This window comes from Levilactobacillus yiduensis, assembly GCF_024718525.1.
GTDB classification, from domain to species: domain Bacteria; phylum Bacillota; class Bacilli; order Lactobacillales; family Lactobacillaceae; genus Levilactobacillus; species Levilactobacillus yiduensis.
In genome coordinates this window covers 146,183-159,777 of record NZ_JAMXAZ010000003.1, presented here as the reverse complement: position 1 = coordinate 159,777, position 13,595 = coordinate 146,183, and the positions used below count along the sequence as shown (strand labels likewise).

The window sequence follows — 13,595 nt, the reverse complement described above, 5'->3', positions numbered from 1 at the left end:
GAATGGCGAAAAATAAACGTGCCTTGTCGACCGCCCAGGAGATTCAGCACCGCTTCGTGTGGATGCTGGTACTGCTGACCCTGGTGATGGGTGGTGCCGTGGTTCTCACGGTCGGCTATCAATTGGTCAAGCAGAGTGAGCAATCGTCAGTAGAACTGATGGCGAGTCTTAACCGTTCAATCATCGATGATAAGCCAGATTGGAATCGCTGGCGGAAGAGTAGTTCGATCAATACGAAAAATACCATGGTGCGTGTCTATAACAGCAAGATTGGTGAAGCCCCGGCGACCTTTTACTCACCGAATACGCAAAAGTTTTTAAAGGCCAAACATTATCAAATGCCAATCTTTTCGGCCGTTGCTTATACACCCGGATATGGGTTTACCTACTATCGTGCGGGTGTTCGCTTAGGCATTCACTCGCAGATCTGGTTGAGTCTGCGGCCAATCACCACAGTCTTGTTGTCGGTCGTGTTGGTGGTCCTACTCATTATGTTGGTGACGATAGGTGTCGGGTGGGGTTATATTCGGTTTACGGCCAGACAAATCACCCAGCCGTTGTCCAGCCTGAATGTGGCGGCGCAAGAGCAATCACACGTCCGCACGACCAAAGCAACTTTGCCGGTGCCTAATCAGCCCAGTGAGGTCACCCAGCTGGCGAACAGCATCAATGAACTCTTGACGACCATCAATCAGCACGCTAGTCAGGAACGTGAATTCATTTCTAACGCTGCACATGAACTGCGAACACCGATTGCGGCGATTCGGGGTCACGTCCGTCTGATTGAACGACGCGGTCAAGAGCATCCCGAGATTGTGCCGCGGTCAGTTCAATTTATTGACGATGAATCGCAGCGAATGCAAAAATTGGTCAATAGCTTGCTGACACTTTCTCGGGCGGACAGGGGAACCCTGACGTTGGCTTATTTTGACTTAGCGGAGACCATCAATGAAACGGTTGAAGAAGAACAAACCGTCCTCAGTCAACCCATTCGTGTCACTGGGGAGACAACGGCCATCATTTACGGCAACGCAGAAAGCATGCATCAGATACTGGTCGCTTTACTCGATAACGCCGGTAAATATTCGGCCGCGGATCAACCCATTACCCTGTCACTGATCCAGACGGCCCAGCACGTGCAACTCGCAGTTCAGGATTTGGGCTTGGGCATTGCTGATGGAGATAAGGCCCATGTTTTTGAGCGGTTTTATCGGGTCGATTCGGCCCGCACTCGGCAAATCGGCGGCACGGGTCTGGGGTTGGCCATCGTTGCCCAATTAGTGGGATTAAACCACGCGACGATTCGTGTGAGCGACAATCTGCCCCGGGGGTCCCAGTTTATCTTGAAATTCCCAGTAGCTGAGAATTCTGATAAACTCTCAGATTAATCTCTTTTTCTAACTGTTTTAGCAAATCGTGTACTTAACTATCATGGAGATAGTCAAAAATCCATGTGTGTTAGGTACTTTTTTTGTGGGTGAGGAGGGTGTGTCATGCAAGTTATTTCCATCGTTGTCCCGTGTTACAACGAGCAAGAGAGTTTGCCATTATTTTATAAACGCGTTGAACAAATTTTAACTGATTTTAACCACCATCGGGAACAATTTCAATGGGAATATTGGTTCGTAAATGACGGATCAAGTGATGAAACGTTACAGCAACTGCAGTATTTGCACGCCGCTAATCCAGACGGCGTGCATTACGTTGATTTTTCCCGTAATTTCGGTAAGGAAGCGGCGTTACTAGCCGGACTGAAGGCGGCACAGGGAGATTTTGTCGCAGTGATGGATGCGGATCTGCAGGACCCACCAGAGTTGTTGCCCACCATGATTCAGATGCTGATGGAAACGGACTATGACGTGGTCGCAACGAAGCGGTCAGACCGTCAAGGCGAACCCTGGTTGCGTTCCAAATTATCCGCGGCATTTTACCACGTCATCAACTGGATCTCACAGGTAAAGATTGTTCCGGGTGCACGTGATTACCGGTTAATGCGGCGCTCCGTGGTGACGGCTATCGTTGATTTGCCGGAGTCAAACCGCTTTTCCAAGGGACTCTTTAGTTGGGTCGGCTTTAAGACCAAGTACCTCACCTTTTCCCACCAGGATCGGGTTGCTGGTGAAACGCACTGGTCGATGCGTCAGTTACTAGATTACTCGTTAGACGGCATCGTGGACTTTTCTGAAGTTCCGCTGGCGATTGCCTCCTGGCTGGGCGGTTTATCGTTTGTTACCGCAATTCTGGGAATGATCTGGATTGTGATTCGTGCACTGTTATTTGGGAATGCAACTGCCGGGTGGCCGTCATTGGTCGCCATCGTTCTCATGCTAGGTGGCCTGCAGCTACTGTGCCTGGGTATTTTAGGAAAGTATATTGGGCGGATCTACTTAGAGACGAAACACCGGCCACAATATTTGATCAAGGACAAGCGGTAGGAGGCTATCATGACATTAACACAACGTAATCAGCAATTGGCTTTGGGATTCTTTGGCCTATTTGGTATTTTAGCAATTTTGATTAAGATGCAATTTGAGCCCCTGATCAGTCTGGATCATCAGTGGCTGACGGCTTTCAGTGGCAGTAGTTTGGGACAACACATCCGGGTCTGGGAATGGTTGACATTGCTGGGCAGTCCCTTGGTTACCGGTGGCCTTGCCGTGGTTCTGGCCCTATTTCTCTGGCGAATTCGTCAAGTTGGCTGGTCAGTCGCGACTTTGGTAGGCATTATCGGTGGGGACGGCCTACTACTCGCTTTGAAGGATTTGGTAGGGCGGGTACGACCATTACAGCCCGTTGTGGCCGATAGTGGCTTCAGCTTTCCCAGCGGCCATGTCTTTAGCACGGCATTGGTGGCTGGCATTGTGATTACGTTACTGTATCAGTTTTTAAAGGGCAATGCCGTGTTTTGGAGTGTGACGGCCGTCATTGTCATGGGGGTCATTGCCATCATGCTGGCTCGATTGGGGTTACGCAATCATTTTCCAAGTGATGTCTTGGGGAGCGTCCTACTGGCCAGTGGCTGGTGGTTACAAGTCGTAAGCGTCTATGAACGGGTCGTTCAGCGGTGGCGAAAGATTCAGGCCCAAGAGTAGGGGGAAGCAATGTTGGTAAAGAAAAAGTTTTGGCAAAATGTGGGGCTCGCCTGGCTGATTGCCTTAATCATCGTCATAGGAGTCTTTGGTTATTGGCGGGTGAGTCCGTTTGGCAATCATAACCTGTTGATCAGTGACATGGGAACGCAGTACATTCCCTTGCTGACGGCACTGCAACATGCGCTGAAATATCAGGTCTTTCATCTCTATTCGTTCTCGCAGTCACTGGGGAGTGTCGTGGTCCCCACGGTTGCCTATTATTTACTCAGTCCATTTAACCTGATTGTCATTTTCTTCAGTGCGGCACAGGTACCGGTAGCGGCCAGCATCATTGTCATGGCAAAGATTGCCACGATTGCGGCAACCATGACTTGGTACCTCCAACGGCATTTTCGGACCACCCAACGATTAACCGTGGTATTTGCCTTAGCCTTTAGTTTCTGTGGGTTTGTGGCACTGAACTACTTTGACTTCATGTGGTTAGATTCCTTAATTATTTTGCCACTGGTTGCGGCCGGCATCGATCGGTTGGTCATTGACCATCGGCCGGGGATGTTCTTCGGCTGGTTGTTGGCCAGCATTGTGACGAATTATTATTTGGGATACATGACCTGCTTGTTTGCAGTCGGCTATTTTAGTTACGTATTGTTTAACTGGACATACGAGCATCACGCGATGGCAAGTGAATGGCGCGGTCGATTAGGCCAGTTTGCACTCACCTCCGTACTGAGTGGGCTAAGTGCGGCAGTGGTTTTGTTGCCAACGGCCTTGGGCATGTTACAGACGGCTAAAACGACTAGTAACGCGCTGAATTTACGTTTTTTGCCAGAATTTGGGCTGGAATTTTTTGCGCAATTTGGGGTGGGAGCGACGAACTACACGCAGCGCCTGGGCCATGCACCAACCGTATTTGTATCGAGTGCAATCGTCTTATTAACACTGAGCTACTTTGTGCATCCACATTTTTCTCGGCGGCAGAAATGGTCAGCGGGGATATTCTTAGGGTTCCTATTCCTGGCGATGTGGATTCGCACGTTTAATACGATTTGGCATATGCTTCAGGCACCAGCGGGATTTCCGTTTCGTAACGTATTTTTCTTGAGCTTTGTCATGGTCGTGCTGGCCTTTGCGGTTTGGCAAGCTGAGCCGCGGCGGATTAACCGTTATTGGCAATGGGGACTCCCGACGATTCAAGTTGTTAGTATGGTCGTTGGGGTGCAATTCATTCCATTCATGGTGAGACTCATGAAGGGACGGTCAGTTAAACTCGAAAAGTACTATGCCAGTATCGGCCAAGCGCATTGGCCAAGCATTGGCATCGCGGCAATCTACATGGTTTTGACCGGAGCCGTTATTTTTGGGACCCAACGTTACTGGCGAAAATGGCTGGTTGGGTTGCTAGTGCTAACCGAAGTGGGGGGCAATTTTATTTTAGCGATGCGGTCCACCCCCTTTGGCAACCAAACGGCTTACGCGACGGCCTACCGGCAAGAGAATCAGCAGATGGCGCAGGTTAACGATCCTGATGGGCAACTTTATCGCGTTCAAAATGATAATACGTTAATCAATCGGGCCTACGCGGAACACTACAACAACTACAATGATAGTCTACTCTTTAACTTTCACGGGGTGACGGCTTACAATTCGACGTTGAACGAGCAGACGCGGACGACCTTGCAAAAGCTAGGGTTGTACAGTGACAACGTTCGGCGGATTGGGGCACTGGGACTGACACCACTGAGTGAACTACTGTTGGGCGTAAAAGATTCTGTTCACCTGACCAGTTCCGGGGCGATTACCACGCCAGCTAAGAGTTATAACGGTATGGGCTTTGCGGTCGCTTCAGCGCTGAGTCAAGTGCAATTGGGAACAAATGCGCTGCGAAATCAGGAGAGTATCATGCAGGCTTTGCGGCCACAAGCACAGCCCTACTTCGCGCAAACTAAGTTGTTAAAGGATACAGTCAAACGGGTCAACAGCGTGCATGGGGTGCCAACGACCTATGCCTATCATCACATCATGACGTTACGTGCGACGGCAACTGGACCAGCCTATCTGTGGTCTGTCGGCGGCGGTACCAAGTATACGACGATGGTGGTGAATGGCACTAAAATTAAGCCCAGCATGAATGCCAATGGCCGGGCGACACTGATTAATTTGGGCGACTTTAAGAAAGGGCAGACCATCACCTGTCATTTTGCGGCGACCTATCCTGTGGCCCTGTACAAGACGCAAGTCATGGTTCTGCGCCAGGCCGCTTTTAATCAGTTATTGGCTGATCTGCGGCAACAAAAGCTCACCATCCACACGGTTCCTAGTCATTTTCAAACGAAGTTGACGGGCCAAGTTAAAGGTTCGCAACAAAAATCCGAGTTGTTCCTGAGCATTCCCTACGATACGGGGTGGCAAGCCACGGTCAATGGCAAACGGGTCCAACCTCACCGATTGCTAAATGGGTTAATGGGACTCCCAATCCAAGCTGGGAATAACCAAGTGACCCTAACCTACCGGGTGCCAGGTGGACGCTTAGGCCTCGGTGTCAGTGCGATGAGCCTGATTGGCTTTGGTCTCGTCGATGGGATGCGGACGCGACAACATTCACGACAAAAGAAGCATGCGAAAAAATCTTAAAACAGAAAAGGAGGCGCGTAAATGGGATATCTAGTCGATTTCGTGTTACACATTGATAGTCATTTAGTCAACATCGTCAATACGTTTGGCGGTTCCACCTATCTCATCTTATTTGCCATCATCTTTGTGGAGACCGGGGCAGTGATTTTGCCCTTTCTCCCCGGTGACTCGTTGCTTTTCGCGGCTGCGGCGTTGGCTGCGAACCCAGCGTACGGTTTACACATCTGGGTATTCGTGCCTGTTTTTCTGATGGCAGCCATCGCTGGAGACTCTTTGAATTTTTACTTGGGACGACGGGCAGGTGTCCTACTTGGCAAACGGTCCTGGTTTAGTCGGTTGATCAATCAGGAACGCTTGGCACAATCGACGGCCTTCTTCAAGAAGCATGGGCCCATCGCTATCTTCTTGGGGCGGTTCCTGCCAATCATCCGTACCTTCGTCCCGTTTGTTGCTGCGGGTTCGCAGTTTGCCTATCGGCGGTTCCTCAAGTACAATGTGGGCGCGGCAGTTGCTTGGGTGACACTCTGTTGTGGGGGCGGCTATTTCTTCGGGAATATTGCTTTTGTGAAGGCCCACTTTTCTGCAGTCGTGCTGGGAATCATTGTGGTGTCCTTGATACCGGCCCTCGTAGGATGGATGCGGACGTGGCGCCGCTCGTAACGAAAAGAACGGGCCCACGTCTATATAATTTTTAGTTGCTGTGTATCATTTCAAATCTATCAAGTGGTTTTTCGGCGCTTGGCAGATTTTTTGGGATGATGGGTTCGAATCTATTGCGGCAGACAATTGACCACCAACAAGCCAATCTACTTACTTTTAGTTATCAAATGATTAATTAGTTTTTATTGTAATCAGTTAACCTGCGTGATATAGTTAGCCTTGTCAATCAAAACAGGAGGCCATGAACATGACAGTAAAAATTGGTGTAATTTTAGGCACGACGCGGACACATTCATTAGGGAAGCGGCTCTTCCAGTATCTACAACGGGCCCTGCCGACGACCGGCGTCACGTACACGTGGATCGCCCTACAAGACTATCCGCTGCCGTTGTATGACCACGCGGAGACACCGTTGTCAGAACCCATTCAGCAGTTGGCCGCACCGGAGAAACGGTGGTTGGACGTGCTGGCGGAACAAGATGGCTACATCATCTTGAGTCCCGAGTATGACCACGCCATTCCCGGCAGTCTAAAAAATGCGCTGGACTTTGTGGGCCCCGAAGTGGCGGCCAAGCCCGTCCAGATTGTGACCTACTCCAAGTACAGTGACGGCGGGATGCTGGCGGCGGCCTCCTTTGTGGGAATCTTGCAAATGCTTAAAATGCTGGTCTTGCCGACGCCAGTCCTGTTGTGGAATGCTGAACCCAACTTTACGGCGGCCGGCGATCTGGTCCCGGATGCGGCCAACAGCGACCATTTCGCCCAGCGCTTAGCCGAGGCCGCCAATGAGTTACGGCATTACGCGCAGCTCACTAAGGACCACCCGTACCGGCGTGTGGCCGACTAGGTCGTAATGATTTACCCCGTTAAAAATTAGTCGAAGCTTTAAAATTCGCGTAAGGCCACCTAAAGTTGTAGGCGGCTTTACGCCTTTTTGGTATGCTGATAGGTGAGAGAGCTGTAAAGTAGACAAATTAACCGCGTCGTTGAACGGGGTTAAGATTGTTCTTTACCAAGCAGCTTGCGATAATGAAGAACTACGGGGAGGGGTCAATCATTATGGGGAAAAGAGTATGGGGGCGTATACAGAAACACTTAACGCTAATCAAAGGCATTTTTATCTTTTCAATTTTAATTTTTGTGATTCAAATGATTGGGCGCATCGCCCACGAGGTCAGCGGCGAGCAGCTTCAAGCCGAACTGGCCTCACTGGATACGGGGACGTTTATCTTACTGCTGGCTTGCGGGTTCGTGGCCGTCTTGCCGATGCTAATCTATGATTTTTCTATCGTGCAATTCCTACCGGGTAAATTCTCGCGCGGATACATCATTCGTAGTGGGTGGACGACCAATACCTTTACCAACCTGGCCGGAATGGGCGGCCTGTTGGGAGCCAGTCTCCGGGCCAATTTTTACGCGAAAGCGGCTACTAAAAAGCAGGTGGTTTACGCCATTTCGAAGATTGCGCTGTTTTTGCTGGCGGGGTTATCCCTATCCTGTTGGGTGGCGCTGGTCTTCTTGTTTGGCTTCGATATCGGGGCGCCTTTCCGCGGCTACTGGTTTTGGTTGTTAGGCGGCGGGTTATACTTCCCGGTCGTCTTTATCTTCACCCGTATTAGCGACAGTGAATTTTTCCGCGACCTCACGTGGCGGCGAGAAGGCATCCTGATTCTCGGTTCTAGCTTGGAGTGGGGGAGTTGTGCCCTGTTTTTCCTCCTGATCGGGTGGGCGTTACGGTTACCGATTCCGTTAGCGGCGGTCTTTCCAATGTTTGTGGTGGCGTCTGTAGCCGGCGTCGTCTCGATGATTCCCGGTGGCTTGGGGTCCTTTGACGTCTTCATGATCATTGGGCTGGGCTTTTTGGGGGTCAGTCGGGCAGACGCCACGGGCTGGCTGCTGCTGTACCGGCTGTTTTATTACCTCTTGCCGTTTGGCGTGGGGGTGGGCTTCTTCATTCACGACGTTGGTCGGCGGGTGAACGGTTTCTTAAATGGCCTGCCGGTGGCCACGCTACGGCGGGCGGCGCATTTATTCGTGACCATCTTTATGTACTTCTCCGGCGTGATGATGCTGCTATTCGCCACGATTCCGGACGTGGTCTTGTCCAACCGGTTCTACTTGCGGTTGGTGCCCTACATGTTTTACTTCCTGAGCCAAATCACCAATATCGTGATGGCCTTTCTTCTGATTGGCCTCGCACGGGGAGTGGGCGCACGGGTGAAACGCGCGTACTGGCCGACGCTGGTGGTTCTGGTCGTGGCGATTGGCGTGACGCTGTGGCGGGAGAACTTTCCCGTCAGTCTGGCCATCTTGTTAGGCCTGGTCTTGGCTTGCCTGCTGTTTGCGCGGCCGGAACTCTACCGGACCGGCTTTCACTATTCGTGGGGCGGGTTGTTGGTGGATGGTCTGATTTACGTGGGCACCTTCGTGTTGTACACCATTCTGGGAATTTCCAGTTTTCAGGGGGGCCATCACCGGCCATTTCTCCCGCACGCCTGGCTTCTGCCATCGACGCAGGTCTGGTTGACCGGGCTGGGGAGTCTGTTGGCCGCGCTGTTGATTTTGATCGGCATTTACCGGTACTTGTCCGCACATCAGCCTAAATGGCTCCACGCCCCTTATGACGCCCCCAGAATGCGGGCCATTATCGCACAGTTTGGCGGCAACGAGGTCAGTCATTTGGCCTTCTTACGGGATAAACGGGCGTACTTCTATCAAGCCGACGGGGCCGACCAGCTATTCTTGTTGTTCCGGCAAAAGGCCGACAAACTGTTGGTCATGGGCGAACCCATCGGCAATCAAGACTATCTGACCCCGGCGTTACAAGCCTTCATGCACGACGCTAACCAGGCTGGCTTGCGGCCCGTTTTCTATGAGATCAGTGAATCGCTGACGTTGCGGCTCCACGAAATGGGCTTTGATTTCATCAAGGTGGGGGAGGAAGGTCACGTCGATCTAGCGACCTTCAGCCTCGCCGGCAAGGCCCATCGCGGAGAGCGAGCGTTGATCAATAAGTTTAAACGCGAGGGGTACCAGTTCGACCTGCTCCAGCCACCCTTGAGTGACGCGCAATTTCACGCGCTCAAGGAGATTTCGGATTCGTGGCTTCATGACGAAACGGAAAAGGGCTTTTCCATGGGCTTCTTCGACCGGGATTACCTGAATGAGGCCCCGGTGGCGGTCATGAAGAATGCGGCTGGTGAACTGGTGGCCTTTGCCAATCTGATGCCAACGGGGGATCACCGCATGACGTCCATCGACCTGATGCGGGCCAGTCGCGACGCCCCGTCTGGCATCATGGACGGCCTGTTCGTTTACCTGTTCGAGACTTGCCGCGAAACGGGCTATCTGAGCTTTAACCTGGGGATGGCACCCTTGGCAAACGTCGGGGTCTCCGAGTTCAGTTTCATTGAGGAGCGGGCAGCCCATCTGATCTACCAGTATGGCTCGAATTTTTACAGTTTCCAAGGCTTGCGGGCGTATAAGGAAAAGTACGTCACCAGCTGGGAACCCAAGTATCTGGCGTACCGACGCCGACAATCACTGATCTTCAGCATGTTACAGCTGATGTCAGTCATCAATCAATGGTCGCCGGTAGGGATGCACGTGGCACCCAAGTGGTTCGGCCACTGGGTCACGGACGAGGTACGCTGGCAAAATCATGATTAGCGAAATAGCGCATCGGCTAACAGCAATTGTTGGTCGATGCGCTATTTGCTTAGTTATTTACAGCTACCTAGTCCGAGCTGGCCGCCTACCGTCCGCCAAATATGGGTCGGAACGCTAGCGAAACCAGAATGCCTCCGTCAGCCAGCAGTTCCGCCTGCTATGGGGAACGCCTCCAGCCTGGGGAGCGGTCTTCCGGCTCGCTTGAAAGCCTGGCACAGCCCGCCAGTCTCTCAAGTCGTCCCACCCAGTAACCTGGCTAAAAACGCCAGCTAACTGGGTCGACACAGCTGGCTACACTACTGGCTGACTCCGGCGGATTGGTGCTTGTCAGTGACACTGCAATTGGGCCAGACTTGATTGTCTTCAGCTGTTGTTACGGTCCAACTGATTGCTGGTAGACCATCCCTGTAGCCGGGAGTTCGCCAAATATGAGCTCAGCCGTGGGAGTTACCTTGCCAGCGGTCTGGGCTGGTTAGGTGACTGGCGTCTTTGAGACGTGAACTTTCGGCTCAAAGGCGAGGCGTCGAGACCGCACTTTGGCTCGACCCGTCCGCCCACAGCAATCCGACCCATATTTGGCGGACGGCAGGCGGTCAGTTTGTGCGCTAGGATTGCAAATAACCAGTCCTAGCGCACAAGGATTCTAGCGGATATCTAATTGGTGTACTTGAATGGCAGCTGGTGGTGGAAGTTGGCGAAGCCGCTAAAGATCTCGTCGATAGTGGCGGCGTCGATGAACAGGTTCATATTTTCCTGCGGTGCAAAGCCCGCGTCACAGCTGTTTTGCATCATCGTCACGAGGGGATCGTAATAGTGGTCGATGTTAAAGAGTGCGATTGGTTTCTGGTGGACATTAATTTGGCTCCAAGAGAGCATGGTCGTGAACTCTTCGAAGGTCCCAAAGCCCCCGGGGAGCACGATAAAGGCGTCGGACTGGCGGAGCATTTCGTCCTTGCGTTCATCCATGGTACTGGTCTCCAGCAAAGTGGTGATGTCGGTCTTGGCCAGGCCGAGTTCGCTGAGAAAGGTGGGAATGATCCCAATCACTTTACCACCGGCAGCCATGGTCGCGCTGGCAACAGCTCCCATCAAGCCTTCCTTGCCACCACCGTAGACCAGTGGATGATTGTTTTCGGCTAAGTATTTTCCTAGTGCATTGGTTTGCGCGAGAAATTGTGGATCATAGCCGTGGTTGGACCCACAGAAGACACAGACATTTTTAATCGTTGGCATATCAAGACCCCCAAAGTTTTTTGTTTAAAATTAGTATACCGCAAAATAACAACGTGACGATTTGGTTCTGATCCTTAGTTAGGTATTTCGCTTAACCGGGTGGTAGGCATGGTGGTGTGATTGCTAACTGAGTATGCTGAAGAGCATGGAGAAAGGATGACACACATGAAGTTCAAAAAAATTGTGGTGGCCGGCGGCGGGTCGCTTGGGAGTCAAATCGCCTATCAGATTGCCTACAGTGGGTTGGAAGTCGTGATAGAGGATGTCAATGCGACAGCCATCGCTGCGGTGAAACAGCGATTAGCCACTTGCGACCAGATCTATGCGCAGGAGAAGAATGCGACGCCGGCGGTTATCTTTGATACCAACGAACGGATCAGCTTTGCAACGGACCTGGAGACAGCCGTGGAGGACGCCGACCTGATCATCGAAGCGCTCCCCGAGGTGGTTGCTGTTAAAGCGGCCTTCTACGCGGACCTGGCTAAGGTGGCACCGACACGGGCGATTTTTGCGACGAGCGCCGCGACGATGGTGCCCAGCCAATTCGCCACGGTCACGGGACGGCCGACCCAATTTTTGGCCATCCACTTCATGACGCACATCTGGGAAAATGAGCTGGTCGAGGTCATGGGGCATGCCGGGACGGATGCCGCGGTCGTGCAGCACGTTTGCCACTTCATTCGCCAGATTGGCCTGGTGCCGATCACGGTCAAAAAAAAACATCCGGGCTACGTCCTATCGGCCATGCTCTGGCCATTCGTGACGACGGCGCTGACGCTGTGGGCGCACGACATTGCGGACCCTCAGGCCATTGACCGTGCCTGGATGATGGCGACCGGCGCGTCCATGGGCCCATTTGGCATCCTCGATGAGATTGGCCTGCGACAGGTGTATCACACGTTGCTGGCCACGAGTCGTGAACCGGGGAAGGGCTACCTGGTGGACGTGGCCCATAAGCTCAAGCACGAGCTATTGGACCAGCAGAAGTTTGGCCAGGAAAGCCAACAGGGGTTCTACAGCTATCCCATGCCCGCTTTTACTTCAGCCGAGTTTCTCACGGCGAGGTGACGGCTCGCGTTAAGTTGAATCATGCGCCGATGCCAGCCGATTTCAAGCAAACGGTCGGTATAAATTAAACTGGGGGATTATCATAAGTGACTTATCCAGTTAATTACAAATAAATTAATAATCAAGCCAAAAAAGGATTTGGGCAGACACACCCAAATCCTTTTCGATTGCACATTGACTTGTCGTCATCGTGCGAAGATCGCCACGACGGTTATTTATTAGGGTCGTCCGGATCAGCGGGCTCACCGATGTTGTAGTCGTCGCTGCTCATGGCTTCCACGTTCCCCAACAGGTAGCCGTTACCGACCTGCGAGAAGAAGTCATGGTTCGCCGTGGAGGTGGAAATACCGTTCATGACCACGGGGTCGACGTCTTCGGCCGTATCGGGGAAGAGGGGATCTTGCCCCAGGTTCATTAAAGCCTTGTTGGCGTTGTAGCGGATAAACGTCAATACCTTATCTGACCAGCCAATTTGGTCGTACAACGTGTGGGTGTACTTTTCTTCGTTGTCGTAGAGTTGATACAAGAAGTCATACATCCAGTCTTTCATCTGTTGTTGCTCGTTGTCGGTGAGTTCCTTCATGCCCAACTGGAACTTGTAGCCGATGTAGGTGCCGTGGACAGACTCGTCACGCAAGATCAGCTTGATGATTTCCGCCACGTTGTTGAGCTTGTTGTGCCCCAGGTAGTACAGCGGTGTGAAGAAGCCGGAGTAGAACAGGAAGGTTTCCAGAAAGACACTGGAGATCTTCTTCTTCAGGGGATGCTCGTCGTCATGGTAGAGGTCGTAGATGCGCTTGGTCTTGTTTTGCAGAAATTCCTCAGAGTCGCTCCATTGGAAAATTTCGTCGATCTCATCCGGTGTGTTCAGCGTGGAGAAAATCGTGGAGTAACTCTTGGCGTGAACGGATTCCATGAATTGGATGTTGTTGAGCACCGCCGTTTCGTGGGGCGTCCGTACATCACGCCGCAACGCTGCCATGCCGTCTTGTGACTGGAGTGTATCCAGCAAAGTCAATCCGCCGAAGACGTGACCCACGACCCATTGATGGTCGGTATCCAGCGTCCGCCAGTCATCCAAGTCGTTGGAGACGGGGATTCGGGTGTCCAGCCAAAATTGCTCGGTGAGCTTTTCCCACGTCGCCTTATCGATTTCATCTGAGACTTGGTTCCAATTAATTGCGTTATAATTTTCAGTTCTTGCCAATGACAACCACTCCTTTTTCGTTTCCTGACACGGAC

At 52.0% G+C, this 13,595-nt stretch carries 10 protein-coding genes; 8 read left to right on the top strand and 2 right to left on the bottom strand.

Features of this window, described 5'->3' with window-relative positions; genetic code table 11:
- Positions 1–2 precede the first annotated feature (2 nt).
- The 7 genes from NGM66_RS03120 (at position 3) to mprF (ending at position 10,052) form a co-directional block, all read left to right on the top strand.
- Positions 3–1,388, top strand: coding sequence for a sensor histidine kinase (locus NGM66_RS03120; protein WP_208910592.1), 1,386 nt, complete (start codon positions 3–5; stop codon positions 1,386–1,388).
- 105 nt (positions 1,389–1,493) lie between these two features.
- Positions 1,494–2,435, top strand: coding sequence for a glycosyltransferase family 2 protein (locus tag NGM66_RS03115; protein ID WP_208910590.1), 942 nt, complete (start codon positions 1,494–1,496; stop codon positions 2,433–2,435).
- A 9-nt stretch (positions 2,436–2,444) separates the two neighbouring features.
- Complete coding sequence (locus NGM66_RS03110) at positions 2,445–3,092, top strand: phosphatase PAP2 family protein (RefSeq protein WP_208910587.1); 648 nt, start codon at positions 2,445–2,447, stop codon at positions 3,090–3,092.
- A gap of 9 nt (positions 3,093–3,101) precedes the next feature.
- Complete coding sequence (locus NGM66_RS03105; protein ID WP_258115374.1) at positions 3,102–5,723, top strand: YfhO family protein; 2,622 nt, start codon at positions 3,102–3,104, stop codon at positions 5,721–5,723.
- Positions 5,724–5,744: 21 nt separating this feature from the next.
- Positions 5,745–6,383: a VTT domain-containing protein gene (locus NGM66_RS03100; RefSeq protein ID WP_208910585.1), complete on the top strand. Its 639-nt coding sequence runs from the start codon at positions 5,745–5,747 to the stop codon at positions 6,381–6,383.
- A gap of 247 nt (positions 6,384–6,630) precedes the next feature.
- The gene (locus NGM66_RS03095; protein ID WP_208910578.1) at positions 6,631–7,230 is read left to right on the top strand and encodes an NADPH-dependent FMN reductase; all 600 of its coding nucleotides are present in this window, start codon (positions 6,631–6,633) and stop codon (positions 7,228–7,230) included.
- A 212-nt stretch (positions 7,231–7,442) separates the two neighbouring features.
- Positions 7,443–10,052 carry a bifunctional lysylphosphatidylglycerol flippase/synthetase MprF gene (gene mprF, locus NGM66_RS03090; RefSeq protein ID WP_208910576.1) on the top strand — a complete coding sequence of 870 codons (2,610 nt, stop codon included), beginning with the start codon at positions 7,443–7,445 and terminating at the stop codon, positions 10,050–10,052.
- Positions 10,053–10,706: 654 nt separating this feature from the next.
- Here the strand turns inward: mprF and NGM66_RS03085 are convergent.
- Positions 10,707–11,285: an LOG family protein gene (locus NGM66_RS03085; protein ID WP_208910574.1), complete on the bottom strand. Its 579-nt coding sequence runs from the start codon at positions 11,283–11,285 to the stop codon at positions 10,707–10,709.
- Positions 11,286–11,450: 165 nt separating this feature from the next.
- Here NGM66_RS03085 and NGM66_RS03080 point away from each other — a divergent pair, with 165 nt between their 5' ends.
- The gene (locus NGM66_RS03080; RefSeq protein ID WP_208910572.1) at positions 11,451–12,353 is read left to right on the top strand and encodes a 3-hydroxyacyl-CoA dehydrogenase; all 903 of its coding nucleotides are present in this window, start codon (positions 11,451–11,453) and stop codon (positions 12,351–12,353) included.
- Positions 12,354–12,564: 211 nt separating this feature from the next.
- Here the strand turns inward: NGM66_RS03080 and nrdF are convergent, their stop codons facing one another.
- On the bottom strand, positions 12,565–13,560 hold the full coding sequence (gene nrdF, locus NGM66_RS03075; RefSeq protein WP_208910570.1) for a class 1b ribonucleoside-diphosphate reductase subunit beta: 996 nt from the start codon (positions 13,558–13,560) through the stop codon (positions 12,565–12,567).
- Positions 13,561–13,595 lie beyond the last annotated feature (35 nt).